Here is a 24,588-nt window from a genome sequence, read left to right as displayed (position 1 = left end):
ATTCAACCCTGGGGTGCCGAGCCAGCCCCGGGCTCAATGGGAAAGACTTACTTGGCGCTGCACTCCTGGATGATGACGCTGCCCACCTCGCCGGAAGTCTGGGTCGGGTCAACCTTCACCAGGAAGCTCCACAGACCCTGTTCCAGCGTGATGCTGTTGTTGCCCATGCCACCGTCGCCGTGCTGGAGCGGGTAAACCTGCTCGGGCTCCAGTGCGATCAGGGTGCCACCGGCATCCTTCACGAAGAACTGCTTGCTCCAGTTGCCATCGTCGTTGGCAAACTTGAAGTCAAAGCTGCCCGCGTAGTTGAAGGCGGCCTGATAGATGGCGAGGTTGCCTTCCATCCCCTTGTAGCTCAGCTGGTAGGCCGGCTGGGCGTTCCAGTCGCTCAGACTGCCGCGCACATAGAGCGGGAAGCCGAGCGGATTGCCCGCGACGGTATCCAGCACCTTGCAGCTCTGCGCCGGTTCGGTGTAGCTGACACTCAGGGTGGGCTTGTCCTTGTTCATGGCGGTGAAGACAAACTTGTAGGTGCCAGCCTTCTCCACGTTGAACGGCAGATCCCCGCCATTGGCACAGAGCGTATTGACCTGGCCGGTCGCAAGCTGGTCGGTATCGCTGCACTTGCCGTAATTGACGGGGCCGCTCCACTCGTTGCCAGCGATCTTCACCTGGGTCGACCCCAGCTGATCCGCCGTCACCTCGGTGGTGAACTCATAGGTGAAGTTGCCACTGAAGTTCATCTTGTTGACCGGATCCCACTGATTCAGGAAACCGCGCACGAACACCTCGGTGTCACCGAAGGGAGGCAAGGTGCTCAGATCCGTCTTCTTGCTCACCGGCAGCCCCGCGCCCTGGGCACCGCTCTGCGGCTTGACGAACACCGCCGCCGACCAGGCGCCAAGGGTCAGCTGACCGCTGTCATTGGCCGCACCGCTGGCGATGCTGTCGGAGTCACGGTGGGCACCGCTCAGGACCATGCCGGTCAGATCGATGGGCTGATCCTTGCCGTCACGGAAATCGCCGATGCTCTGGGGCTGATTGGTGGCGTTGATCATCACCACCAGGCCGTCGATGGCTGGATCCAGATCCGCACCGGCGCCCACCCCGTCATCCACGCTCATCACGATGAGACCCGGGATCTGCTCAGGGCCGGTGTTGCGGAAGTCGACCCGCTTGATCACCTCGGCGCCGCTGCCAAGACGCAGCAGACGAGAAGATTGACGCAGTTCGGAGAGCTCCTGGTAGAAGTTCACCATCTGATGCATCTCGGCCGAACCCGGCTTGGCGTGCTGGCCGAGCACCTGCTCGATCAGCTCGTAGTTGGCCTCGTCCTTGTCCTTGCGCGGCAGCCCTTTGTCAAAATTATTGTCACTTAAGCCGTAGTCGACCCGGTTGTACCAGTCACCGGAGTCGTAGCTGTCCCGCTCCATGGACTTGGAACGCAGCAGCTCGACACCCGCGTGGGTGAAGGGAATGCCCTGACCCAGCATGGCGGTCGCCAGAGAGACCCCCTGCATCCGCACCAGGTCGGCCCCGGCGGGTGCCTTGTACACCAGGTTGTCGAACAGAGTCTGGTTGTCGTGCTTGTCGACATAGTTCTGGATTTCGGTCGGATCCTGGGCATAGCCCGCCGGTTGACCGTTGTAGTCGATGTCGGAGCCTTTCTTCGGTATGCCGTCCTTGTCGGTCAGCACGAACTCCTTGAGGTTGCCCGCCATGCCGAGGCGCACCAGATCGGACTGATGCAGGGCGGTGGCGAGATCGACGCCGTCCAGCTCGTTGGCATCCACCAGGGCGCCGTTGCCAAAGCCCTGGGTCTTGCGAATGGCTTCGCCGCCGTCGAACGGGCTGCCGCCGCGCACCGCATCACGCAGCCGGTCGGAGAAGGAGCCGATGCCGGTACCGGCCAGGTGCTTCTGGGTCGCCTGCACGAAGCGCTTGTCATCCTGTACCTCGCCGAAGTTCCACCCCTCGCCGTAGAAGTACATGTCCGGATTGACCTTCTTCACCTCGGCCAGGGCCTGCACCATCTGATCTTTCGGGTGATGGCCCATGAGGTCGAAGCGGAAGGCATCGATTTTGTAGTCCCGCGCCCAGGTGACCAGAGAGTCATCCATCAGCTTGGCGAACATGGCGTGTTCCGGCGCCGTGTTGGAGCAGCAGGTGGAGTTTTCCACCGAACCGGTCTCCGGATTGAGGCGCTGGTAGTACCAGGGCACAATCTTGTCGAGCACGGATTTGGAACCGAGACCCGCTTCGTTGGTGTGGTTGTAGACCACGTCCATCACCACGTTCATGCCGATGTTCTGCTTGATGGCCTGCACCATCTCGCGGAACTCCTTGATCCGGGTCGTCCCCTCCGCATTGGTGGCGTAGGAGCCTTCCGGGGTGGTGTAGTGGTAGGGGTCATAGCCCCAGTTGAAGGAGTCCACCCCGCGCAGGTAGCCGTACAGCTCCTGCACCACGGGGTTTTCCTTGCTGTCGCTGGCTTGCAGATCACCGAGCACGGCTTCGATGGTCTCGCCGCCACCACAGTGGCTGGCAAACCTGGAGTTCTTGACCTCGGGATTGACCTCGCACAGCTTGCTGAAGTCATCGCCGATGTTGGCCACCTTGGCCGGATCCTCGTTGACGGTGGCGATGTCGAACACCGGCAGCAGGTGCAGGTGGCTGACGCCGCTCTTGGCCAGGGATTTCAGGTGGGTGACGGGCACGCTGTCGCTGTCGGTCAGCCCGAGGAACTTGCCGCGGTGATCCACCGGCGTCGACTCGTCGTTGCCGGTCAGATCCCGGACGTGGGCCTCATAGATGGTGATGTCGGCGGGGTTCTTCTGGCTGTGGGGCGCCTTGAGGCCGTCCCAGCCTTCCGGCTTGAGGGCCGGATCGTCGAGATCCACCACCTGGCTGAACTCGGAGTTCATCGCCAGGCTCAGGGAGTAGGGGTCGGTCACCTGATAGGATTCCAGCTTGCGGCTGACCGGGTGATAGACCTGGATATCGTAGCGGTAGTATTTGCCGACCAGATCGCTGCCCCCCTGCACGCTCCAGCTGCCGCTGGCCTCGTCCAGGGTCATGGCGCGCTCGCCAAGCGACTTGTGCTGCTCGTCGAACAGCGCCAGCTTGACCGACTTGGCGGTCGGTGCCCAGAGCCGGAAGGTGACATTGCCCCCCTCCACCACGGCGCCGTAGGCCAGCTTGGTGGCCGCTTCGCTGTAAAGGGCATCGAGGGCACCGGCACTCTGCACCAGGGTCGCCCCCTGCAGGATGCCGTCCGCATCGGTCCCGATGGCGACCAGCTCACCCTTGAGCAGGGGCTTGAGATCTTTCCCCGCAGGCAGGGCGAAGGCGGCGGCATCCTTGAGGTGCGGGTATTTGGCCTGTTGCTCTTCGGTCAGGCTGGTCGGGGTCAGCTTGAGGTAGGGGAAATCGAATACACCCTCGCTGTTTGCGGTGATGGTGCCTGACTCTGTGTAGTAGAGGCGCACATAGGGCTTGTCCTTGCCCCCTTGCCAAATCAGGGTGTTGTCGTCGATGAGGTGGGCACTGGCCCCCGCCACGCCGAAGGCGGCGGTGAAGGCTTCCGCCCGGCTGCCGAAGATCTCGTTCTTGCCGGCGACGATGGCCACTGTGCGATCCGGGTGATCGCTGAAGACCACCTTCATGTCGCTGCCGGTCAGGTTCGCGAGATCGCCGTTGCGGGCGATGAAGTTGATGCAGCCTTCCATCTTGGAGAGCGGCACGACCCAGGCCGGACCAAAACTGTCCGCCGCGGACGGCGTCTTGCTCTTGTCATCCCAACCGGTGTTGAGGCCGCCCTCCGAGGTCGAGTTGCAGGCGTCGTTGTTCCACAGGTGCAGGCTGTGGCTGGCGAACGGGCCGGTGACACCGCGCGCCGCGCTGGTCTGGGTATCCACCAGGGCGATGACCGCTTCGTCGGGGCCGGCCGTCAGCAGTTCGGCCGGGGGCTGGACGTTGGGAAGACGAGCGACGGGCCCATCCTGGGTGCCGGGAGGAAGGGTCACATCCGGGTTGGTTGGCACATCAGGGGCAGTAGGGATCTCGGGGTTGGTAGGCAGATCAGGGACAGTAGAACTGTTGTCGTTACAGCCTGACAAAAGCGCGAGCAGTGAGGCTGTTACCAGCGCCACTTTGGTCTTTTTCATATCCATTTTTTTATAATTCCCGCTGTAGTTAGTCTCGATATCCGAGTACCCGGTCATTGCCGAGCGGTGTCATATTAATCAGCGGGAATTGCCGTAAATGTGAGCGGATGGGCAAAAAAAACCAATCCGCATCAACAAGATAACGTTTTCATAACGAAAACTCGATCGCGCTCACAGACCTGGCAACGCTTTCGGCCCATACCAGCGGAAAGAGGGGAGCGAGTGACGAAATCAATGTCCAATCAAATGGATAGAGGGGACTGGGTGATGAAACGGATTGAGGAGCAGGCCAGGCGGCTGGACCAGGAGTATCAGGGCATTGCCCAGTTGTTCGATCAGTTCTGCCAGCAGGCCGGCGTGCTCGCCGAACGCTATCACTTATTCAACTGGCCGGATTATGAAGAGAGCCCGCCCCTCGCCCGCGCCTTCACCCTGCTGGGGGAACCACGGGAGCTGCGGCTGCGCTGTCAACCCGGCGAGGGGGGTTCCCTGAACGGCCTCCTCCAGGTGTGTGGCGAGGAAGGCAAGGTTCACGCCAGCCTGGGCTTTCATGCCGACGGGCACCTGCTGCTGGAGCCGGGCCGCCTGCTCGACGACCCGCCGGGACTGCTGCTGAGGCTGATGCTGGGCTCCCTCTGGCAGGATCAGGGGAGCGAGCCTCCCCGCTGACGCCCGCCAGGGGCGTCAGTCGGCAGACACTTCGATGGTCAGGTGCACCAGCTCCTCGTGGATGGCGAGGCGCTCGCGGATCGCCTGTGCCGGGACCGGGGTCGCCATCTGCAACGACATCGCGGCGGCATACTGCGTCTGCCCCACCCGCCAGACGTGAAGATCGCGGATCTCGGCGCCAGGCAGCTCGGCGATCACCTCGCGGATCTCGTCCACCAGGGGCGCATCCATCTCCGCATCCAGCAAGACGCGCCCGGTATCACGCAGCAGCCCCCTGGCCCACACCGCCACCAGCACGGCCCCGGCGATGCCCATCAAGGGATCCAGCCAGTCCGCCCCCCACACCATGCCTCCCACCAGCGCCACAATCGCCAGCACCGAGGTGGCCGCGTCCGCCAGCACGTGGAGGTAGGCGGCCCGCAGGTTGAGATCCTGATGGCCGTGGTGGTGATCGTGCGAGTGGTCGTGATGACCGTGATGGTGGTCGTGACCATGGTGATGGCCGTGATCGTCCCTGAGCAGCCAGGCACAGGCCAGATTCACCAGCAGGCCCAGCAGGGCAATGCCGATCGCCTGCTGATAATGGATGGGGCTGGAGTCCAGCAACCTGGCCACCGACTCGAACAGCATCAATCCCGCCACCCCCACCAGCAGCAGGGCGCTGCTGAAGCCCCCCAGCACCTCTATCTTCCAGGTACCGAAGCTGAACCTGTGATCCCGCGCGAAGTGGCGGGCAGCGCGATAGGCCAGCACCGAGAGGTCGAGGGCCAGGGCATGGGAGCTCATGTGCCAGCCATCGGCCAGCAGCGCCATGGAGTTGTAGAACCAGCCCCCACCGATCTCCGCCACCATCATGACGACGGTGAGCAGCACGGCCCAGCGGGTCTTCTGTTCGGCCAGGGGATTCCCTTCGTGGACGACGGGGTGGTGGCAGTGGGATGAGGCGAGGGATGGCATGGATTTCTCCTGAAAACGAGGATGCTATATACTATACCCCAGTATAGTTTTATTGATCGAGAGGATCCTGGATGTCACACACGGTTCACGACAAGAAGAAGCTGCTGGCACGGGTCAGGCGCATCAAGGGGCAGACCTGTGCCCTGGAGAGCGCTCTGGAACAGGAAACAGACTGCGCCGCCATCCTGCAGCAGATCGCCGCCATCCGCGGCGCCGTCAACGGCCTGATGCTGGAGGTACTGGAGGGGCACATGCGCGAGCATCTTGGCGCCGAGGAGGCGACCCATGCCGAGCGGCTGGAGGATCTGGATCAGGTGGTGAGGGTACTGCGTTCCTATCTGAAATAAGGGCGCCCGGTGATGACGGGCGCCTCTGTCAGTCGAAGTCCGCGTAGGGGGTGAGAGGCCTTGGCGGCATGTCGAGATCCCCTTGCCAGGGCTTGAAGGTGTAGCGCAGGAACAGGGTGACATGGCTGGGGGCATAGTCATCCGCCTGCTGGATGTCCACCCGGCCACCGATGCGCCAGTGCTCCGTCAGCCTGTGCTCCACCACGCCATTCAGGGTGTAGCCGAATCCACTGCTACTGCCCCCTTTCACAGGCGCATTTCTGTCTGGCAAACCGCTTGGCAACAGGCCTTCCAGCGGGTAGCGACGGCTGTCGTCGGTACGGGCGTAGGACCAGGATCCCGATCCCCCCAGCTCCCACGACCAGTCCGGGGTACGCTGCCGGTAGCTGACCGGCACCGAGAGCGAGAAGTACCCTTGCGGGCTGTAATACCCCCCCTGCCCCAGGGTATAGCCCCCCAGATCCTGCTGGTAGTGCCACAGCATGGTGCTGAGCCCCACGCTGGCACGGCGATGGGTCTCGTTGACGAACTTGTAATAGCCCCCTCCCATGAGCCGGGTGCGCCAGTTGTCGGGCACGTTCTTGCCGGTCAGCAGGTGCTGCTGGGCGCTGCCCCAGAACCCGACGGCCCCTCCCAGATCCCGGCTGAGATCGAGGCGGATCCCGTTCGCCCGCACCCCGCCCCAGCTGATGCCCGTGCCCGGATCCACCGTTCCCCCATAGGAGAGCAGCGAGCTGCTGACGGGCCGACGCGAGAGGGTCATCCCCCACCCCAGCGTGTGCCAGTCACCGGTCAAGGTGGCGCCTCCGACCCAGTCCACCACCTCGAAACCCAGGGGCGTGGTCCCCAGATCGAACGCCCAGGCCCCCCGCTGCCAGCCTGCCGCCAGGGTGGTCCCCCGGCTCTGCTGGTGCGCGTCCCCGCGGCAGTCCCTGGCCGCACAGGTACCGAACTGCGCCCGGTAAGGGGAGTCCGGCAGATCTCCGGCATCCATGTCGACGAGTTCAAGGCGGCCGAAGGCGGTACCACCGGCCAGCGGCGTATCCAGTTGCGCCATCTGGGTCAGCGCCCGCAAATCCGAGTAGCCCCCGGTACCGCTGGAGCCCCAGTAATCGCTGTCGAGGGAGAAGGTGGTCTGGCTCTGCCGGTAATGCCTGTCGAGATCGCTGCGCAGGCCGGATGCCAGCCACCCCTCCCCATCCTGACTGCGAGCCAGCCGGGTCAGCTCGCCCCCCTCCAGATCCTCGCGGGGGCCAGACCTGCGGCCACCAGCCCCTTGCGATCCCGCACCAGTGCCTCCTCCACATCATGCTCGGCAACGCGCTGGCGGGCGGCATCGCGCCAGAACAGCGCCGTCTGCTGGGAGGCCGGTTGCATCGCCACCAGGGGTTCGTAGTCGGTGAAAATGGCGCGGGCTGTTTCGCCCTCTCCCAGCGCCTGATAGAGATTGGCTACCCGGCGGTAGTAGCTGGCCCCCTCCGGGGGCAGCGGGCTGACCGGCCAGGCGGGCAGCCAGTGACGGGCCTTTGCCAGATCGCCCCTGGCCTGGGCCAGTTCGGCCATGCCAAGCCTGGCCTCGGGCTGCTGCGGCGTGCGGGCAAGCACCTCCTGATAGCGCTGCTCCGCCAGTGCATAGGCCCCCCGATCCGTGGCCCACTCCGCCAGCATCAGGCTCGCCTCTTCATCCGGCTGCAACGGCTGAAGCAGGCGTTCGGCCCCCTCATCATCCCCGGCCTCGTGACGCGCCCTCGCCCTGGCGAGCACCTCGTCACGGGCGAGGCGCTGATCCAGCGCATCCATGTCCTGTGTCCAGACGGACCTATGGATGGCGGCCAGCACCCCTCTCGCCTCCACCGTCTTGTCCTGCCCCGAGAGATAGAGGGCGGTAGCGTAGCGCAGAGTGGCGTCCTGGGGCCGCGCCGCCAGACGTTCCCGCAAGAGCCGCTCCCCGCTACCGGCTTCCCCGAGGCGGGCCCGGGTATCGGCTACTCGATAGGCCAGCCACACCTCTTCCGGGGTCAGCGCGAGTGTCTGCTCGCGAAGGCGCAGCGCCGCCGCCACCTTGCCGGTCCGATCGAGCTGATCGGCCTCCTCCTGCAACAGCCCGGCCTTGAGCCGCCGCCCTTCGGCCTGCATCCCGGGGGGGCCCTGCTGCTCCAGCAGGGCCAGGGCACGCGCCGGATCCTGCTCCTTGTAGAGATCGAACAGGCGGGCCAGGGCCCGCTCCCGCGCGCTCCCCATGGCGAGCGCCTTGCGATAGGCGGACTCCGCGTCGGCATCGCGATGACGGCCACGCTCGCTGTCTCCGAGCCCCAGCCAGGCTTCGGGTTCACGCCCATCCTGGGCGATGGCACGGCGATACAGGGTCGCCGCCTCATCCCACTGCTCCCGTTCCAGGGCGCTGCGCCCCTGGCTCACCAGCAGCCAGTAGCGGTTGGTGGCCAGCAGGCTGCGCCATTTGTCCTTGTCGGTCACCTCGGGGTGTGCCAGCACCCGTTCAAACTGGGCGATGGCCAGCGCTCGCTGATCGTTGCGGGAGTAGGCCTGCCCGAGGGCCCCCATGAGTTCGGGATCCCCCGGGTTGGCAGCCAGGGCACGCTGCAAGCGGGAGATGGAGGCACCACCTCCCGCCGTGCTTGCGAGCGCCGACTGGCGTGCACGATAGGCAGGCGAGGCCCACTTCTCCTCCTGGGCCGCGAGTAGCTGTTCCGCCTTGGTGGTATCCCCTTCGCCAAAGAGCACCATGTACTCCTGCAAGGCAGCGATGCTCCCGGGACCGATGGGCAGGGATTCGATGTCCGCGAGCCAGATCTCGGCGGCCTCGTCCCGCTGATAGGGGTCTCGCGCCATCTCGCGCAACAGGTTCTGCGCCCCCTGACGCCGACCCTCCGCCAGATAGAGGCGAGCCAGCCCGCCCCGCACTCTGGGCTCACCCGGATATTGCCGGTTGAGTGCCTCCAGGGCCGCCAGCCCCTTTGCCTTCATGGCCGGGATCCGTGTCTGCAACAGGGCATAATCCACCGCCACGTCGAGATTGGGGGGCAAATCACCGGAGAACAGGGAGCGATAGAGACGCTCGGCCTCCTCCAGCCTGCCGGCGCTGGTCAGCAGCCTGGCTTGTTGCAGTTGCTGGCGCCTGGCCGGTTCGTTCAGGGCCAGGTTGGCCATGCCCTGACGATAGAGCGCAGAGTCGGGGTCTTGCTTGCCAAGGCGGGCCAGCAGTGCCCCGGCCTCCTTGACCTTGCCCTGGCGCAGGGCCTGACGGGCCTGGGCTGCCAGCAGCTCCGGATGATCGGGCTCCACCAGGGAGAGGGAATAGAGGCTGTTGCTGACGAGATCTTCCCGCCCACGGGCCTCGCCAATCCTGACCTGCTCCAGCAGCCAGGCCACCGGCTGTACCGTCCCTTGCGCCAGGGCTCCGCTCATCAGGCAGGCGAGCAGGCACCCCAGGGTCACTCTGCCTGACATGACTCGCTCCAATCCGGCTGCAGGGTACCGTCGGCGGCAAGGCGATAACGCCCCTGATCCCAGCCTGCGCCGAACAGGGTCAGCACGCTGCCGTAGTAGGCATCCGCATCCAGCCCGTGATCGGAGACCTGCTTGCGCAAGGTGACCTGCGCCGGCAAGCCCCGTGACAGGGGCAGAAGGGCGGCGGCAAAGCCGCTCGGCCCCTTGCCCTGAACCTGTCCACTTTGGCTGGAGACCCGCTCGGGAAGATGACCCGATTCGGTCAACTGCGCCAGCATGGGGGCAAAATGGGCCACCAGGGAAGCCCTGGCGGGATCCTCCTCGCTCAACATGCCGAGCCAGAGATAGACGCGGATGGCGTCATAGCCACCGGTGTCGCCCTTGTCCGCCGTCACCTGCCATCCCTTGTCGGCCTGCCAGTCCACCCAGTCCGGGGCAAAGCCACGGGGCCGAGACCCGGCAGCGTGGCGACCTCCTCCCGGGCGATACGCCGCAGCAACAGGGTGCCGAGGGCAGAGTAGCTGTGGTTCTCCCACAGGCGACCCGCCTCCAGCAGGCTGTAGGCTATCCAGAGATCCGAATCGGACGCGCTGTTCGCATCCAGCACACCCCAACTGCCGTCCTGCTGCCTGCCCCAGAGCCAGGATGGCAGGAAGCCGGTCAGATCCCCGCGGGCGAGCTGCCGCTCCGTCCAGTCGAGCAGGCGGGCAAAGGTCTCCCTGTCATCGTTGACCAGGGCGAAGAAGAGGGCATAGCTCTGGCCTTCCGAGGTGGTGATGCGGCGCCCGTCGGCAGGGTCGATGACCCTGCCCTCTTCGCTGATGTAGTGCTGGCGAAAGTGATCCCACTCCGGCCAGTGACAGACGGCCTGCGCCGGGAGGGAACAAAGGGCCCAGAGGAGCAGGGCACCACAGACATTTTTCATCTGAGTCATCTCTTAATCTTCCTTCAGACGGCGGCGACTGGCACTGGCAAGCAGCACCCGCAGGCCCCAGCCCAGTACCAGCATGCAGAGCAGGGTCAGCCCGGCAAGACGCACCGGATAACGGGCAAACAGTTGCCAGAGACGCTCCCACCACGGCAGGTAGCCCACCTCGTAGCGATCCCCCACCACCAGGCTCTTCACCCCGGATTCCCGGATGATGGCCACCGAGCCTGCCACCTGATCGCGCAGGGTCCGGGTCTGCAGGGCATCATTGAGCAATGTGACCCCCGCCGGTCCATCCGCCAGCAGTGCGACCAGGCTGCGCTGATCATGGGTCGGCGATTGCAGCCCCAGGATGACGTCGATGGCCCGGTTGCCCGTCATGCCCACCCGGGCCTGGGGCTGGCGATCGGCCATGGTGTGCAGCAGATCCCCCTTGTGCTGGCGGGTTGGCTCGTTGACCCAGCTGCGCGTGGATTGCAGCAGGGCGTCGGGAGCCAGATCCCCTCGAAACTCCTCCGGCAGGGTGCCGATGAGCAGGGTATCCCGATCCTCGGTGCGCGCTCGCTCCCAGTCGTCCAGAACCTGCAGGGAGAGCGCCGGATACCCGGTCTCGGCCCCGATGGCACCGACGGCATCGAGCAAGGTGGTGATCTGCCCGGGATGGGGTCTGGCCGGCATGACAATCTGGGTGTCGGCGAGATCCGCCATCCGGCTGAACGGGAAGCCGGCATAGGCGAACGCCTTGAGGTCGGGCATCTCGATGAAGTGGCGATAGCCGGTGAAGTCGATGGTGGAGCCCTCGTCAATGCGCACCTGATGGGCAGGCGGCATCACCAGGTCGCAACGGCCATCCTCCGTCCCTCCCATGTATTGCTGGGCATACTCGAACGAGAAGCTCAGGCTGTTGGCCTGGGTGGTCTTGAGCCCGGGCATGCGCAGCGCCATGGTGTCGCCGTCGTAGGCAAACCAGAGCGGCAGGGTCAGCAACCGCTCACTCTTGACCTCGCCGGGCTCGAGCGTGAACGACTTCATGAGCTGGCCGTTGACCCCCACATCCAGCCGGGAACCGTCGCGCAGGGTGGGCGAGGTGTGGTGATACTTCAGCTCCGTCCTGATGCCGTTCTCCCCCAGCAGATAGAGATCCGGCGGCAGGCGCAGCGTCAGGCTCATGGGCCACAGCGTGCGCCCCGTTGCCTGCAACTGGCCCGGGTACTCCGTGAGCTCGTCAAAGCGCATCTTGCGATCCAGTCGCACCCAGTTCGGGGCGTCGTAGGGTTGACGCGGGGAGAGCGGCTTCACCTCGTCCACCATGACGCTCTGGCCACGCAGCATGACATCGCCTCGCGCCAGCCCCTGCACCGCCGTCAGCAGATCCTGCTGATCCCGCCCCAGGATCAGCAGCAGCTTCACATAGGGGTTGTCGGGGGAGCTGATCATGTCGATGGTGGGCCCCTTCACCTCGGGATAGTCCACCAGGAAATCGGGGCGCGCGTCATTGGTGGCAAAGATCACGGCGTTGCGATCCGGCAACTGGTTGATGAGCACAGGGAAGTGCTGGCCTCGCCACTGGGCCTTGGTGCCGAACCAGGAGGCCAGCACCGCCGCCGCCTGCTGCTGCTCCGGGGGCACTGAGCCCGTGAACACCATGGGCAGAGTCAGCTTGCCATTGTCCCGCACATCGAGGAACGGCATGGGGAAGAAGGAGAGCTCGTTGCGCACCGGCAGGGTCTGCAACTGCAGGGTCAGCTTGCTGTCCCGGTTGACGTTGAGCCAGAGGGTGTCGCTCGCCGGGTTCTCGCACACTTTCTGATAGTGGCCGACGAAGCTCACCTTGAGGCGGTTGAAATCCTTGGCATAGCGGGGATCCAGCTCGATGCTGGCATGGGTCATCGTCCCCATCTGATCCTGGTTGAGGGCCGTCACCCCCATCAGCTCGTCATTGAGATAGACCTTGACCTGGGAGATGAGCGGCAGCAGGGAGGGCGATGGCGTGAAGTTCAGATCCAGGGTGGCCCGGGTCACCACCTCGTCCCGCCGCACGGTGAAGTCGGCCAGTCCGTCTGGCGCATTGCCACGCAGGGAGAGGGTGCCTGGCGATGACGCCATCTGTTCGAAGCTCATCCCCTGGGTGCGCACCGGAGCGGGAACGGGCGGCAGGGGGCCGACGGCCTCGGCGGCGGTCGCACTCTGCGCCATCAGCAGGAGAGGAATAAGGTAGCGTTGTGGTTTCATCATCCTTTCACTGTCTGTGAGGTCGGAGTCCCGGCCCGGAAATCTGGGGAGACGCGACGGGGAACGAAGGAGAGGAGCCAGCGAGCCAGCTTCTCGAGGAGGATACAAACAAAGCCGATGGGTGAGGTACGGGCCAGACGCCAGTAAGCCCCCCAGCCGAGCAGGGTAATGTCGATCAGGCTGTGGAGGGGGCGATCCTTGCCCAGACGCTGCTGCCACAGGGACCAGGTATCGGCCCGGGCGAAGGTGCACTGGATGAACTCGACATGCTGTGCCTGCGCCATGGGCTCCAGCTCCAGCCCCAGCCCCAGCTTGCAGCCGAACACCCGCTGCACCTTGGCGGCGAACGCCTGCTCCCGCTGGTCATGGCGCAGCAGCAACCAGACCCTCTCCTTGTCGGCCAGGGGCAGGGGCGCCTCGAGCAGCACCCCGCCCCCCCCGTTGGAGTAATCCCTGACGGTACAGGGGTAGAGGTGACCGTTCGCCAGCCTGATGACCGCCGGCATCACCATCTCCACCCTGGGGTTGGCACGGACCTGGCGCGACTCGAAGGCCACCGCCAGGGCGCCGCCCAGTATGGTCATGTTGTAGAGGGTCCAGATCATGCTGAGGATCAGGGTCGGCACCTCGTCGGCAGGGCCGGTGCCGATGCGCCAGAGGCCGAACCCCAGCCCGCACAGATTGAGCAGGATCAGCAGCAGATAGGGGCGGGAGACCGACAGATCGAGGAACACCTCCTCCGTCATCCCCCCCTTGGCAGTCACGTTGAACGTCCCCTTGTGAGGTGCAAAGAGCGCCACCGTGGTCGGCCTGGCGATGTACCAGGCCAGCACCGTCTCATAGACCTCGCCCCAGAAGGAGTGGCGCACCTTGCCCTGCAACCGGGAGTTGGTCAGGGCGCTGTGGAAGATGTGCGGCAACATGTAGAGGGCGATGGCCGCCGCCGGGGCATAGATGATGTAGGCGTGCAGGATCAGGAAGGCGAGCGGCGCCGTCAGGAAGATGAGCCTCGGTATGCCCGAGAGAAAGTGCAGCATGGCATTGAAGTAGCACAGCCGCTGCCCCAGCTTGAGCCCCTTGCCGAAGAGGGGGTTGTCCAGACGCAGGATCTGCACCATGCCGCGCGCCCACCGGATGCGCTGACCGATGTGGGCAGAGAGGCTTTCGGTGGCCAGCCCCGCCGCCAGCGGGATCCGGATATAGGCCGAGGTGTAGCCGAGGCGGTGCAGCCGCAGGGAGGTGTGGGCATCCTCGGTGACCGTCTCCACCGCGATGCCGCCGATCTCGTCAAGGGCGGTGCGCTTGATGACGGCGCAGGAGCCGCAGAAGAAGCTGGCATCCCACATGTCGTTGCCATCCTGCACCAGGCCGTAGAAGAGGGCCCCCTCGTTCGGCATCTTGCGAAACCGTTGCAGGTTGTGTTCGAACGGATCGGCGGAGAAGAAGTGGTGGGGGGTCTGGACCACGCCCAGACGGGGATCCCGGTAGAACCAGCCCACCGTCATCTGCAGGAAGGAGCGGGTCGGCAGGTGGTCACAGTCGAAGATGGCGACCAGATCCCCGGTGGCCATCTTGAGGGCGTGATTGATGTTGCCCGCCTTGGCGTGCTCATGGGTCGACCGGGCCACATAGCGGATCCCGGCCTCCTCGGCGAAGTCGCGAAACGCTGCCCGCCCCCCGTCGTCAAGCAGCCAGATGGTCAGCTTGTCGGCGGGCCAGTCGAGCCCCATGGCGGCGTAGACAGTCCCCTTCACGATGGCGAGATCCTCGTTGTAGGTGGGGATCATCAGATCCACGCTGGGCCACTGGGCCGGATCCGCCGGCAGTTGTGCCGGAGGGCGGTGCAGGGGCCATGCGGTCTGCCAGTAGCCGAGCAGCAGCACCAGCCAGGCATAGGTCTCGGCGGCCAGCAGCAGCAGGCCGCAGGCCAGGCTGACGGGATCGAACCAGTCGAGGGTCGAGGTGTAGCGCCACCAGATGTAACGGCAGGAGATGGTGAGGGAGAGCACCATCATCATCAGCATGGGATAACGGCCCGGCACGGCCCGCAGGATGAAGGCCATGGCCGCCAGCAGGAGGACGAACACCAGCTGCGCCTGCAGGGTGAACGGCTGGGTGACGCAGAGCAGGGAGAGGCTCCCGGCCACCACGCAGAGCAGCACGCTCTTCCAGCGTGCCTCGCGGGGCGTGGCCCTGGCGGCGGCCAGCCCTTTCTCCTCCTGGCGGGCCAGGAAGGCGCCGAGAGTTTGTGTGCCCCTATGCCAGACCCGCTGCCAGGAGGCAGGCCAGCGCAGGGGGATGGGCTGTGGGCGACGCACTATCATCCAGAGGCTCTGCAACAGAACGCGCAGGGGATCCCCCACCCGGGGGTGCGTCAGCTGGGGATAGAGCCCCCGGGCATGGCCCAGCACCCATTGCCAGCCATGACGCTCGAGGGGGAAGAGAGCCCAGGCCAGCAGCCAGCCCAGGGTCAATGCGGCCGCCCCCGGGCGGGAAGCCCCCCGCTCGCGCAGTGCGCGATAGCGCAGCGAGCACCAGAGGCCCGCAGCCGGCGTCAGCAGCCGCACTCTCATCGGGGCGCCTCCCCCTCTGCCAGACACCAGGTCGCCAGGGCGGCCAGCTCGTGGGCAACCAGACTGGTGGGCGCATAGCGGCCGACCGGCAGCTTGGCGGCCATGGCCTCCGCCATGGCTTCATCCCTGTGCAGATGAAGATTGAGCAGAGGGAGCCCCCCTGCCAGCCAGAGATCCAGCAACCCCTGCTGCAGGGCCCGCTGGCTGGAGAACTGGGTCACCAGCAGACGCTCATCGGCCGCCCAGGAGTGGCGGTGAAGCCGCACATGGCAGTTGGCATCCGCATTGACCACCAGCAAGCGCCTGCAGGGGATGACGGGGGCCATACCCCGGGGCAGATCCAGCAGCACCAGATCATAGCCATCGATCCCCGCCAGCCACTCGGCCGACGCCCCCTCCCCCCCGCCATGGGAGAGCAGATCCAGTCCCTCCTCCCGGCGGTGAAGCGCTCCTCGCCACTCCCGCGCCGGCTGGGTCAGCCGGCTCCAGCCTCCCGGATCGTCATGGGGCAGGCCAAGGTGGATGCCAAGCTGGTTGTCCGGGCAGAGATCCACCGCCAGCACCCTTGCCCCCTGCTCATGGGCAGCCTGGGCCAGTCCGGCCACGATGGCGGTGGTCCCCACGCCTCCCCGGATCCCCTGCAGGGCGATCACCTTCATGCAGACCTCCCCTCGCCAGTCCCCTCGTGCCCTTTCACTGCCACCTCCGCCAGCAGGGGGAAGCGTGCGCACAAGGCGGCGAGCCGCTCCCTGGCGGCAATATCCTGGTAGGAGAGGCTGACACCAAAGGCCTGCTGGACCATGGCCACGTCATTGATTACCGTGCCCTCCACCGGGACGCCGAAGGGGGTCTGCATGTCTGATTGCCGTTCGCTGCGCATCGTCACCTCCGGTCTCATTGGGGATAGGGGACCCAGTCCCCCTGCCCCAGCTTGATGTGGTACTTGCCCTGATATTCGATCACCACCGAGCCCTGGTTCTCGGACACCGACGGGGTCTGCGGCAGGTCGCCCAGCAGGGCATCCCAATCGATGGTCTCGCTCCCGAACACATCCTTCCCCACCAGCCTGGAGACCAGTTCTGATACCGCCAGGAAGCTGCTGGGGGTGTCCACGTTGCGGGTCGCCTCGTGGGGCGCCTTGGTACCGAGCAGGGCAACCCCCACCGGCACCTGGGTGATGCTCGGGCTGGGAATGTCCCGCAGCCCGGCCATCTGCATCTTGTCGCCGGTGAGAGCGGCGCCGTGCTCAGGCACCATCACCACGGCCACCTTGCGGCCGGATTGCTCCAGCGTCGTCATGAAGTCGTCCAGCTGATCCAGCAGGGTCTTGAGCCTCGCCTTGTAGGGCGCTATCTGGCGGCTCGCCACATAGCGGTTGCCATCGTGCAGGGCGATGAGGTTGAAGAAGGTGACGTTGCGTGCCGCCTGACTCTGTGTCCGCTCGTTCAGCCAGCGGCCGAACAGGGCATCCCCGCGATAGATGGGTTCGCCATCGAAGGAGGCGAGGTCATGGGCCAGCCCCTTCTTGTCCATGGGGGTCACATCCAGCCCGGCATACTGCTGCAGGCCGGTCAGGTAGTTGCCAAAATCCCCCGAGTGATCCATGGCCACCTGTTTGGCAAAGCCGAGCTGGGCCAGGTTCTCAAACAGCAGGCATTGCTTCGGCGCCGTCACATAGAGCCCCTGGTGGCTGGTCTGCCCGCAACTGGCCCGCAGCAGGCGAATGGAGCTCGGGCCGCTGTAGGAGGTGGCGGAGTTGAAGCGGTTGAAGCGAATGTCGAAGTGGGACCAGACCGGGTGCCCGGTCAGGCCGCTCGCCTCCACGTCACGCCAGGCCAGGGAGCAGACATTGATGATGAGCACATCGAAGGGGGTCGCCTGGGCTGGCAGGCTCTCCGGGAAGTGCACCAGTCTCTCCTGCTCCTCCCGATAGAAGTCATCGAGATAGGCGTTGAGGTTCTCGTTGGTCGGCGGGGCACTCTGGTCAAGCTGCTCCTCCATGGGCAGCACTGAGGGGCGGGTCTCCTCCCGGGACGTGTTCACGACGTGCTCGCTCGCCCCCTTGCTGCTCGCGAAGGGATTGCTCACCTGGGGCGAGACCCAGAGCCAGAGCAGCGCCAGCAGGATCCAGGGGGTGAAGCGCAACCACTGGGCGATGAACAGATAGAGCGTCAGCAGCACGAACCCCGCGCCGACCATCTCCCAATTGATGAAACGCCCGAGCAGCTCAGCCCAGTAATCCAGGGTGAAGGAGAAGACCTGGCTGCCCTGGGCACGAATGCTCTCTATCCCCGGCAACCAGGTATCGTGATAGAAGATCCCCGCCCCCACCGGCAACGCCAGCCAGTGCCGCGCACGGCGCCACCCGGCCCTTGGCAGGGGAAAGATCAGGAAGGCGGCAAACACCAGGTTGATCAGGGGGTGGAAGTTGAGATATCCCCCCCAGAGCAGGGCGAACTTGGCAAGAAAATAGACATTCCAGCCACCCAGGCCATGCCAGTCCAGCCAGGGAGAATCGGCATCAGAAACGTGTCGGGTCATCGGCGATGAGTCACCTGTTATCGTGGGCCCCCCGAAGGGGCCGGGCACACTGCAATGGTTGTCAAAAGAATAGCCTGACTATTATGCAACTATTAATTTGTCTCAGGTGGCGCTGAACCTGACTCCCCCGGATGGGTGTAAGGGGAATGAGAGGGGCCGTATGTATCCATATATTATCCAAACGATCCCGATAAGGCAGCCTTCTCTGACAAAATGGGGGGAACGTGCAGACGGGATGCAGGATCCTGGCAAGGGCCCCGCGCTTACCACTGCGACAGACTTTGTCAGCCCTGTCGCCATCTCGAACAACTTGAGGCCACCTCTGGATTGCGCCATCATATCGGCCCGGCTGATGGCCGGCCGAATTGGACAGTCAACTTCAAGGACCCCCCATGTTTGAACACGTCGATGCCTATGCTGGCGACCCCATACTGACGCTAGTCGAGACCTTCCATAAAGATACCCGCGAGCAGAAGGTGAACCTGGGGATTGGCCTCTATTACGACGAGCAGGGACGCATTCCGCTGCTGCCGTCGGTGCAGCAGGCCGAAGCGCAGCGCGCCGCTGCCCCGGCCCCGCGCCCCTACCAGCCGATGGAAGGCGCCGCCAACTACCGCACCGCGGTGCAGCACCTGCTGTTTGGCGCCGAGCATGAAGCGGTCAAGGCGGGTCGCATCGCCACCATCCAGACCATCGGCGGCTCCGGCGCCCTGAAGATCGGTGCCGATCTGCTCAAGCGCTACTTCCCGACCTCCGAGGTGTGGGTCAGCAATCCCACCTGGGACAACCACAAGGCGATGTTCGAGGGGGCCGGCATCAAGGTGCACGACTACCCCTATTACGATGCGGCCACCGGCGGCGTGCAGTTCGACGCCATGATCGACTGCCTGAGCAGCCTGCCTGCGAAAAGCATCGTGCTGCTGCACCCCTGCTGCCACAACCCGACCGGGGTGGATCTCTCCCGTGCCCAGTGGGACCAGGTGATCGCCCTGGTGGTCGAGAAGAACCTGATCCCCTTCATGGACATCGCCTATCAGGGCTTCGGTGACGGGCTGGAAGAGGACGCCTATGCCATCCGCGCCATGGTGGCCGCCGGTGTCAGCTTCTTCGTCAGCAACTCCTTCTCCAAGAACCTCTCCTTCTATGGCGAGCGCTGCGGCGGCCTGTCGGTCATCTGCCAGGATGCCGAAGAGGCGAGCCGGGTGCTCGGCCAGATGAAGGCCACCGTGCGCCGCAACTACTCCAGCCCCCCCACCCACGGCGGCCAGATCACCGCGGCGGTGATGAACGACGCCAGCCTGCACGCCATGTGGGTCGGTGAGGTGACCGAGATGCGCACCCGCATCAAGGCCATGCGCCAGAAGCTGTTCGAGGTGCTGAGTGCCAAGGTGCCGGGCCGTGATTTTGGCTACTTCATCAACCAGCGCGGCATGTTCAGCTACACCGGCTTCACGCCGGAGCAGGTGGACCGTCTTCGGGAAGAGTTCGCCGTCTACCTGGTGCGCTCCGGTCGCATGTGCGTGGCGGGCCTCAACAGCCGCAACGTCGACTACGTGGCCGACGCCATGGCCGCCGTGCTCAAGGGCTAAGCCCGCAAGCCCCGCTCAGGCGGGGCTTTTCATTTGTCCCCTTGCCCGTGGAACCGTGATGGATCTCATTGCCCTCTCCCGCCTCGGCGGTCGCCACCTGGTGACCCTGCATCTGCTGCTCGACACCCGCAGTGTCACCCGCAGCGCCGAGCGCCTCTGCACCACCCCCTCCACCGTCAGCAAGACCCTCAACCAGTTGCGCGAACTGCTGGGGGATCAACTGCTCTACCGCCAGGGCAACCAGTTGCTGCTGACCCCGTTTGCCGAACGCCTCGGCCCGACGCTGCGCCGCCTGCTGGGGGAGCTCAACGGCCTCACCAGCCAGGAAGGATTTGCCCCTGCCAACTGGCAGGGGGAGCTGAACCTGGCGATGCGGGAGAGCAGCATGATCTGGCCCATGGGGGCCGTACTGGGTCAGTTGATGCAGGAGGTGCCGGGGCTGATGCCCGTCGTGCGTAACAAGGACGAGCAGGGACTGGCTGCTCTGGCGGCGGGCAAGCTCGACTTCGTGATCCTGCCCCACGATCAGAGCCAGCCCGGGGTCAATCAGCCCGGCCTCGTCTGGGAAACCTTGCGGGAGGACGAGCTGGTCTGCCTGATGCGCGCGGATCATCCGGCGTTGATGCGCCCCTGGGATCTCGATGCCTACCTGAGCTGGCGCCATATCGCCATTCGCGATCAGGAGCTGGCCGATCCCTTCTTCGAGCAGAGTCTGGCCCAGCGCCAGGTACGGCGCAGACTGGGGGCCACCCTGCCGGATTTTGGCAGCGCCTCCGCCCTGCTGCGCCAGAGCGATCTCATTCTCACGGCCGTGAAGGGCTGGGCTACCCGGGCTTGTACCCAGGGGTTGGTGAGCCGCCCTGTCCCCTTCGATTACGGCGCCGTGACCCACAGCCTGGTGTGGTATGGCCCCCTGGGGGAAGATCCCGCCCTGCGCTGGTTCCGTCAGCGCATCCTGCAACTGGCCCGGGAGCTGGACGCCCCACAATGATGCCTGGCGGCAGGACTCAGGGCTTCTTGGTATAGATGGGGCCTGGGAAAGAGGTGACGTTGTTGCCCAGTTCGGTGATGCGGGCGGCCCCCTGCTTGCGCACCTGATCGACCCGCAGCACGTGGTGCATGGGAATAAGGGTGCGGGTGACGTCGGCAAATTCGCTCTTCAGCTTCTCGTGGCTGGGGTCGACGATGAGCGCCGTGTGGTTGTCCCACACGAAGTGGGCGATCTCGATGAAGCCGAACAGCTGGCCCTGATTCACCTCTCTTACATAGACTTCGTAACGCTCGCTGTGACAAATGAACTGCACTCGATAAAGGGCGTTGGATTCACTCATGGGTATCTGTTGGTGATGGACGGTTGACCCATTCTAGCCGTCCCCTCGGACAGCCCCTATAGACAGAGTTCACAGTTGCGTCATATCGGGTCACAGCCTCCCGACGTGCCGCAGAGCTCAGATCGCAGGCAGCATCACGGCCCCAAACCCCTTGACCTTCAATGCGTTGGCCAGCACTGTCAGATCAGCCGACCCGGCTTCTGGCCATAACAGTGCCTCCCCTCGCACCCCGTGGTGGCGAAAGCCGTTGAGGCGGATGGGCACGGGCCCCAGCGACAGCAAGAAGGTCGTCAACGCCTCCTCCAGCGCGCCGGTGGCATCGAGAAAATCGCTCCGCCCCGGCACCAGCAACAGCCGCACCTCCGCCAACTTGCCCGCCTGCGCCAGCAGTTGCAGCGATGCCAGCACCCGCTCGCGGCCCCACCCGGTCAGGGCCAGATGCACGGGCTCGTGCCACCCCTTGAGGTCTATCATGGCGCCGTCCAGCACCGGCAACAGCCGCTGCCAACCCGTTTCACCCAGGGATCCGTTGCTGTCGAGCAGGCAGGTGAGACGGGCCAGATCCGGCGCAGCCTTGATGGCCGTGAACAGGGCGATCACGAAGGACAACTGGGTGGTAGCCTCCCCGCCGGAGACGGTGACGCCGGTGAGCAGCGGGCCATAGCGGCGCAGCAGGGCCAGCACCTCGGCCACCGACATCTGGCGCGTCTTGGGGTTGGCGTGGCGAGGGCAGACATCTAGGCAACGGTCGCAGTGGGTACAAAGCTCGGCTTGCCAGCTCACCCGCCCCTCCTGCATCGCCAGGGCTCCGCCCGGGCAACCGGGCACGCAGTCACCGCAGTGATCGCACAACCCCATGGTGTGGGGGTTGTGGCAGCCGGGGCAGCGGAAGTTGCAGCCCTGCAAAAACAGCACCAGCCGGTTGCCGGGGCCGTCCACGCAGGAGAAGGGCAGCCAGCGGCTCACCGTCGCCCTGAACTCGGCCCCCTTCTGCCTGCCGTTCTCAGTGCTCATTCAAGAGGGTCTCGATAGCCACCACCCGCGGTGCCCGCTGGCGGATCCCGGTCAGCTCGCTCGCCTCGGCGCCGAGGCAGGTGGTCTGCAGCCGCGAGCCTTCTGCCGCGAAGCGGGCCACATCGCGCTTGCGGATCATGTAGCCGGTCACCCGCACCAGATCGCTGTCCGCCACGTTGGCACTGAATTCGCGCATGCCGAGGGCGAAGGCCCCCTTGCAGAGTTGCAGCAGCGCCTGCGGGTTCTGGCGTATGGTGGGATCCAGGGTCAGGATCTCGCTGATCCCGGAGTGATAAAAGCCGTGGTGGGGCGCCAGGGCCAGCAGGTGACTGGCGGGATCCGGCTCCTCGCCATAGGGGATCCGTACCCCCGGAGTCACGCCCCTGTCCACGCTGAGTCCCCCCTGGGCGTGGAGCAGGGCGCGGCTGCCCCAGGCATGGGTCTGGCTCCTCCTGGCCACCCACTCGGAGAGGCGGGCCGAGATGCGATAGCCAAGCTGGTTGGCCTCATCGTCATGGCCATAGCGCCACGGCAAGCCTCCCTTCTCCATCAGCAGGTTCACCGCCTCCGCCATGCCAAAGATGCCGAACATGGGGACGAAGCGCGTCTCCTCGATCAGCCCCTCCTCCACCAGGAAGCTGTCGAAGAAACCCGACTCCCGGTGCAGGAAGGCGGCACGCACCTCGATGAGTCGCGAGGCCTGCTCGCAGTAGTGAGGCAGTGTGCGCGCCATGAAATCCTCAACCCCTGCGCTCTGCCCGGCCACGCCCTTGAGGGAAAGGCGCACCAGGGTATTGGCACCGCCCCCCAGGGGCAGGGCATTGTAGCAACTGACGATGCCAAAGCCGCGTTCGTCGAAGGTGTCCCTGTGCAGCGGATAGTTGACGATGTGGGGCTTGCTGCAGGCCGAGATGTTCTCGACCCCTTGCAGCAACAGGTTGTCCGGGGTCTGCACCGGGTCGTGGAACAGACTGAGATTCGGCGCCACCTGCTGGAGTTCCCTGTCGATGCGCAGGATCAGCCGGCAGATCCGGTTGTCGTCGGGGCCGATGTTGACGTGCATGAAGGCATCCGGCAGCACCCGATCCAGATAGATCCAGAAGGCCTTCAGCTTGCGATGGAGCGTTTCATCATCCAGCTCACCGGCGAAGGGCAGCAGCAGGTGATCGAGGCGCCCCAGCCATACCGGCATGCCGGTGACGGAGGGCACGTGGTGGTAGAGGATGCGCAGGGCATCGAGGGCCTCGTCGAAGTCCAGGGGGGGCGCCAGCTCCAGCCAGGCCGAGCCCTGGCGCAGAAACCGCTCGTAATCCGGCAGCACATAGCGCGGTTTGTGGGGAGCGTGTCCCTCGAACATGTCGCACAGCACCCCTTGTGCCATGGCATCCTGCACGGCGGCAGGCAACTCGGGGTAAGGCAACGCGTTTTCGGCGGCGAGCGCCAGGGCGTGGCTCTTCTGGGCCGGTGACAGCAGGGGGTCGCGCACGATGCGCTGGCAGGTTTCGGTGAAGGACATGGTTCACTCCGTGGCGGGTGGAACCAAAATCCTCACACTTGGGAGGTCTTTTTTGAAGTGACATTCCCAACAGGGCGGATATCCCATCAAGACATCCGCCATGCCGGATCACGGCACATCCTTCACCAGGGCCAGAACAGGGCCACGCCCCCCAGCCAGCGCAGCAGGAAGAAGCCCCCCATGCCGACGACCACCACCACCAGGGTAGGCAGGCGCAGCAGGGTCAGCACCGTAACCAGCAGGGTGGCGGCCAGGTAGTCCGGATCCCAGTCCAGCCCGTGGCCGGGCTCATAGCTGAAGACGATGGGCAGCCAGATGGCGGTCAGCACCGACTGGGCCGAGAAGCTGAGGAAAGCCCCCATCTCGGCCCCCGGCTGATAGCGGGTCAACCGCGAGAAGAAGGCAAAACGGTTGAAGAAAGTGATCAGGGCCAGCAGCCCTATCATCAGCCAGCCCATGATCACCTCCTCATCCGGTGCAATACATAGCCCACCACCATGCCGGCCAGGGCCGAGACGATGATATGGATCTCCGCCAGCAGCGGCTTGGTGACGAGCGCCGTCCCGCCGCTCACCAGAGTGGCCGCCACCATGGGCAGGTTCTTCATGGCGGGGAGCGTCATGGCGATAAAGGTGGCGGCGATGGCAAAGTCGAGCCCCATCTTGTCCAACCCGTCAATGTACTGGCCAGCGGCGATGCCGAGCAGGGTCGCCAGGTTCCAGAACAGATAGAAGACAAAGCCCGCGATGAGCGCATAGGCGGGATTGAAGGCACCGCTGCGCTCCCTGTCTTTCAGCGCCACCGCAAACATCTCGTCGGTCAGGAAGAAGGCGAGGCTGGCCCGCCAGCGCAGGGAGAGCGGCAGCACGTCGCGCCGGAAGGTGAAGCCATAGAGCAGATGCTGGGAGGTGATCACCATGGTGGAGCCCATGATGGGCAGCAGCGGCGTCCCCGCCCCGAACAAGGTGGTGGCCGAGAGCTGGGCCGCCCCCGCATAGACCAGCAGCGACATCAGCTGTGCCTGGAGCGGGCTCATACCCGCCTGAAGCGCCAGGGCGCCGCACAGTATCCCCCAGGGGATGACGGAAATGGAGAGCGGGAGCATATCCAGAGTGGCGCGCCACCAGAGTGCCCCCGTGCGCTCGGGCGCAGGGAGGCGGGTTTCCGACATCATGGGATCATCCTTGTCACAGCCAATGCGAACCGGGAAAACTAGCACGGCGCAGGAGGCAGTGTCACGCCATGGTCTGCAACAAA

The 24,588-nt window shown here is 65.1% G+C and carries 20 protein-coding genes; 4 read left to right on the top strand and 16 right to left on the bottom strand.

What is annotated here, in order from left to right:
* Nucleotides 1-47 precede the first annotated feature (47 nt).
* Complete coding sequence (gene pulA / locus C2U30_RS18195) at nt 48-4,172, bottom strand: pullulanase-type alpha-1,6-glucosidase (protein WP_103244231.1); 4,125 nt, start codon at nt 4,170-4,172, stop codon at nt 48-50.
* Between the two features lie 261 nt (nt 4,173-4,433).
* On the opposite strand from pulA, the gene C2U30_RS18190 reads away from it, so the two are divergent.
* Nucleotides 4,434-4,835 carry a hypothetical protein gene (locus tag C2U30_RS18190; RefSeq protein ID WP_103244230.1) on the top strand — a complete coding sequence of 134 codons (402 nt, stop codon included), beginning with the start codon at nt 4,434-4,436 and terminating at the stop codon, nt 4,833-4,835.
* Nucleotides 4,836-4,850: 15 nt separating this feature from the next.
* Here C2U30_RS18190 and dmeF read toward each other — a convergent pair whose 3' ends face one another.
* Nucleotides 4,851-5,792 (bottom strand): CDF family Co(II)/Ni(II) efflux transporter DmeF, encoded by a 942-nt coding sequence (gene dmeF / locus C2U30_RS18185; protein WP_103244229.1) that lies wholly within the window; start codon nt 5,790-5,792, stop codon nt 4,851-4,853.
* A gap of 71 nt (nt 5,793-5,863) precedes the next feature.
* Between dmeF and C2U30_RS18180 the strand changes: the two genes are divergently transcribed.
* On the top strand, nt 5,864-6,139 hold the full coding sequence (locus tag C2U30_RS18180; RefSeq protein WP_103244228.1) for a metal/formaldehyde-sensitive transcriptional repressor: 276 nt from the start codon (nt 5,864-5,866) through the stop codon (nt 6,137-6,139).
* A gap of 28 nt (nt 6,140-6,167) precedes the next feature.
* Here C2U30_RS18180 and C2U30_RS18175 read toward each other — a convergent pair whose 3' ends face one another.
* From C2U30_RS18175 to bcsG, 9 genes are all read right to left on the bottom strand, one after another.
* Nucleotides 6,168-7,196, bottom strand: coding sequence for a cellulose synthase subunit BcsC-related outer membrane protein (locus C2U30_RS18175; RefSeq protein WP_199767292.1), 1,029 nt, complete (start codon nt 7,194-7,196; stop codon nt 6,168-6,170).
* Between the two features lie 164 nt (nt 7,197-7,360).
* Nucleotides 7,361-9,607: a tetratricopeptide repeat protein gene (locus C2U30_RS18170; protein ID WP_103244226.1), complete on the bottom strand. Its 2,247-nt coding sequence runs from the start codon at nt 9,605-9,607 to the stop codon at nt 7,361-7,363.
* A complete protein-coding gene (locus C2U30_RS22985; protein WP_233720963.1) occupies nt 9,592-10,002 on the bottom strand; it encodes a glycosyl hydrolase family 8 in 411 nt (136 codons plus the stop codon). The genes C2U30_RS18170 and C2U30_RS22985 overlap by 16 nt, the downstream gene beginning before the upstream one ends.
* On the bottom strand, nt 9,999-10,541 hold the full coding sequence (locus tag C2U30_RS22980) for a glycosyl hydrolase family 8 (protein WP_233720961.1): 543 nt from the start codon (nt 10,539-10,541) through the stop codon (nt 9,999-10,001). Before C2U30_RS22980 ends, C2U30_RS22985 begins: the two co-directional genes overlap by 4 nt.
* Before the next feature lie 3 nt (nt 10,542-10,544).
* Nucleotides 10,545-12,770, bottom strand: coding sequence for a cellulose biosynthesis cyclic di-GMP-binding regulatory protein BcsB (gene bcsB / locus C2U30_RS18160; RefSeq protein WP_103244225.1), 2,226 nt, complete (start codon nt 12,768-12,770; stop codon nt 10,545-10,547).
* Nucleotides 12,767-15,340 (bottom strand): UDP-forming cellulose synthase catalytic subunit, encoded by a 2,574-nt coding sequence (bcsA, locus tag C2U30_RS18155; protein WP_103244224.1) that lies wholly within the window; start codon nt 15,338-15,340, stop codon nt 12,767-12,769. Before bcsA ends, bcsB begins: the two co-directional genes overlap by 4 nt.
* Complete coding sequence (gene bcsQ / locus C2U30_RS18150; protein ID WP_103244223.1) at nt 15,337-15,999, bottom strand: cellulose biosynthesis protein BcsQ; 663 nt, start codon at nt 15,997-15,999, stop codon at nt 15,337-15,339. The genes bcsA and bcsQ overlap by 4 nt, the downstream gene beginning before the upstream one ends.
* Nucleotides 15,996-16,220 (bottom strand): cellulose biosynthesis protein BcsR, encoded by a 225-nt coding sequence (bcsR, locus tag C2U30_RS18145; RefSeq protein ID WP_103244727.1) that lies wholly within the window; start codon nt 16,218-16,220, stop codon nt 15,996-15,998. The genes bcsQ and bcsR overlap by 4 nt, the downstream gene beginning before the upstream one ends.
* A gap of 14 nt (nt 16,221-16,234) precedes the next feature.
* Nucleotides 16,235-17,881 (bottom strand): cellulose biosynthesis protein BcsG, encoded by a 1,647-nt coding sequence (gene bcsG, locus C2U30_RS18140; RefSeq protein WP_041214509.1) that lies wholly within the window; start codon nt 17,879-17,881, stop codon nt 16,235-16,237.
* Nucleotides 17,882-18,273: 392 nt separating this feature from the next.
* On the opposite strand from bcsG, the gene C2U30_RS18135 reads away from it, so the two are divergent.
* Both C2U30_RS18135 and C2U30_RS18130 read left to right on the top strand, forming a co-directional pair.
* The gene (locus C2U30_RS18135) at nt 18,274-19,470 is read left to right on the top strand and encodes an amino acid aminotransferase (RefSeq protein WP_043156135.1); all 1,197 of its coding nucleotides are present in this window, start codon (nt 18,274-18,276) and stop codon (nt 19,468-19,470) included.
* 58 nt (nt 19,471-19,528) lie between these two features.
* On the top strand, nt 19,529-20,461 hold the full coding sequence (locus tag C2U30_RS18130; protein WP_103244222.1) for a LysR family transcriptional regulator: 933 nt from the start codon (nt 19,529-19,531) through the stop codon (nt 20,459-20,461).
* Nucleotides 20,462-20,477: 16 nt separating this feature from the next.
* Here C2U30_RS18130 and C2U30_RS18125 read toward each other — a convergent pair whose 3' ends face one another.
* The 5 genes from C2U30_RS18125 to C2U30_RS18105 all read right to left on the bottom strand — a co-directional run bounded on the left by C2U30_RS18125 (nt 20,478) and on the right by C2U30_RS18105 (nt 24,505).
* Nucleotides 20,478-20,801 (bottom strand): DUF1820 family protein, encoded by a 324-nt coding sequence (locus tag C2U30_RS18125; protein ID WP_010672837.1) that lies wholly within the window; start codon nt 20,799-20,801, stop codon nt 20,478-20,480.
* Nucleotides 20,802-20,918: 117 nt separating this feature from the next.
* The gene (locus C2U30_RS18120; protein ID WP_103244726.1) at nt 20,919-21,767 is read right to left on the bottom strand and encodes a YjjW family glycine radical enzyme activase; all 849 of its coding nucleotides are present in this window, start codon (nt 21,765-21,767) and stop codon (nt 20,919-20,921) included.
* 37 nt (nt 21,768-21,804) lie between these two features.
* Complete coding sequence (locus C2U30_RS18115) at nt 21,805-23,331, bottom strand: YjjI family glycine radical enzyme (RefSeq protein ID WP_103244221.1); 1,527 nt, start codon at nt 23,329-23,331, stop codon at nt 21,805-21,807.
* Nucleotides 23,332-23,453: 122 nt separating this feature from the next.
* The gene (locus C2U30_RS18110; RefSeq protein WP_010672834.1) at nt 23,454-23,789 is read right to left on the bottom strand and encodes an AzlD domain-containing protein; all 336 of its coding nucleotides are present in this window, start codon (nt 23,787-23,789) and stop codon (nt 23,454-23,456) included.
* Between the two features lie 2 nt (nt 23,790-23,791).
* A complete protein-coding gene (locus C2U30_RS18105; RefSeq protein WP_103244220.1) occupies nt 23,792-24,505 on the bottom strand; it encodes an AzlC family ABC transporter permease in 714 nt (237 codons plus the stop codon).
* Between the last annotated feature and the right edge of the window lie 83 nt (nt 24,506-24,588).

Source organism: Aeromonas sp. ASNIH5 (genome assembly GCF_002902865.1).
Taxonomy (GTDB): domain Bacteria; phylum Pseudomonadota; class Gammaproteobacteria; order Enterobacterales; family Aeromonadaceae; genus Aeromonas; species Aeromonas caviae.
The sequence above is the reverse complement of the archived record's forward strand: the minus strand, read 5'-3'. Positions and strand labels throughout refer to the sequence as shown.

Coding starts and splice junctions, on each gene's coding strand:
- bcsG (WP_041214509.1), bottom strand. CDS start 17,881: ATGACCCGACACGTTTCTGATGCCGATTCTCCCTGGCTGGACTGGCAT.
- C2U30_RS18130 (WP_103244222.1), top strand. CDS start 19,529: ATGGATCTCATTGCCCTCTCCCGCCTCGGCGGTCGCCACCTGGTGACC.
- pulA (WP_103244231.1), bottom strand. CDS start 4,172: ATGGATATGAAAAAGACCAAAGTGGCGCTGGTAACAGCCTCACTGCTC.
- C2U30_RS18115 (WP_103244221.1), bottom strand. CDS start 23,331: ATGTCCTTCACCGAAACCTGCCAGCGCATCGTGCGCGACCCCCTGCTG.
- C2U30_RS18135 (WP_043156135.1), top strand. CDS start 18,274: ATGTTTGAACACGTCGATGCCTATGCTGGCGACCCCATACTGACGCTA.
- bcsR (WP_103244727.1), bottom strand. CDS start 16,220: ATGCGCAGCGAACGGCAATCAGACATGCAGACCCCCTTCGGCGTCCCG.
- bcsQ (WP_103244223.1), bottom strand. CDS start 15,999: ATGAAGGTGATCGCCCTGCAGGGGATCCGGGGAGGCGTGGGGACCACC.
- C2U30_RS18110 (WP_010672834.1), bottom strand. CDS start 23,789: ATGGGCTGGCTGATGATAGGGCTGCTGGCCCTGATCACTTTCTTCAAC.
- C2U30_RS18105 (WP_103244220.1), bottom strand. CDS start 24,505: ATGATGTCGGAAACCCGCCTCCCTGCGCCCGAGCGCACGGGGGCACTC.
- bcsA (WP_103244224.1), bottom strand. CDS start 15,340: ATGAGAGTGCGGCTGCTGACGCCGGCTGCGGGCCTCTGGTGCTCGCTG.
- C2U30_RS18180 (WP_103244228.1), top strand. CDS start 5,864: ATGTCACACACGGTTCACGACAAGAAGAAGCTGCTGGCACGGGTCAGG.
- C2U30_RS18175 (WP_199767292.1), bottom strand. CDS start 7,196: ATGGCGCAACTGGATACGCCGCTGGCCGGTGGTACCGCCTTCGGCCGC.
- C2U30_RS22980 (WP_233720961.1), bottom strand. CDS start 10,541: ATGACTCAGATGAAAAATGTCTGTGGTGCCCTGCTCCTCTGGGCCCTT.
- C2U30_RS18190 (WP_103244230.1), top strand. CDS start 4,434: ATGAAACGGATTGAGGAGCAGGCCAGGCGGCTGGACCAGGAGTATCAG.
- C2U30_RS18170 (WP_103244226.1), bottom strand. CDS start 9,607: ATGTCAGGCAGAGTGACCCTGGGGTGCCTGCTCGCCTGCCTGATGAGC.
- C2U30_RS18125 (WP_010672837.1), bottom strand. CDS start 20,801: ATGAGTGAATCCAACGCCCTTTATCGAGTGCAGTTCATTTGTCACAGC.
- bcsB (WP_103244225.1), bottom strand. CDS start 12,770: ATGATGAAACCACAACGCTACCTTATTCCTCTCCTGCTGATGGCGCAG.
- dmeF (WP_103244229.1), bottom strand. CDS start 5,792: ATGCCATCCCTCGCCTCATCCCACTGCCACCACCCCGTCGTCCACGAA.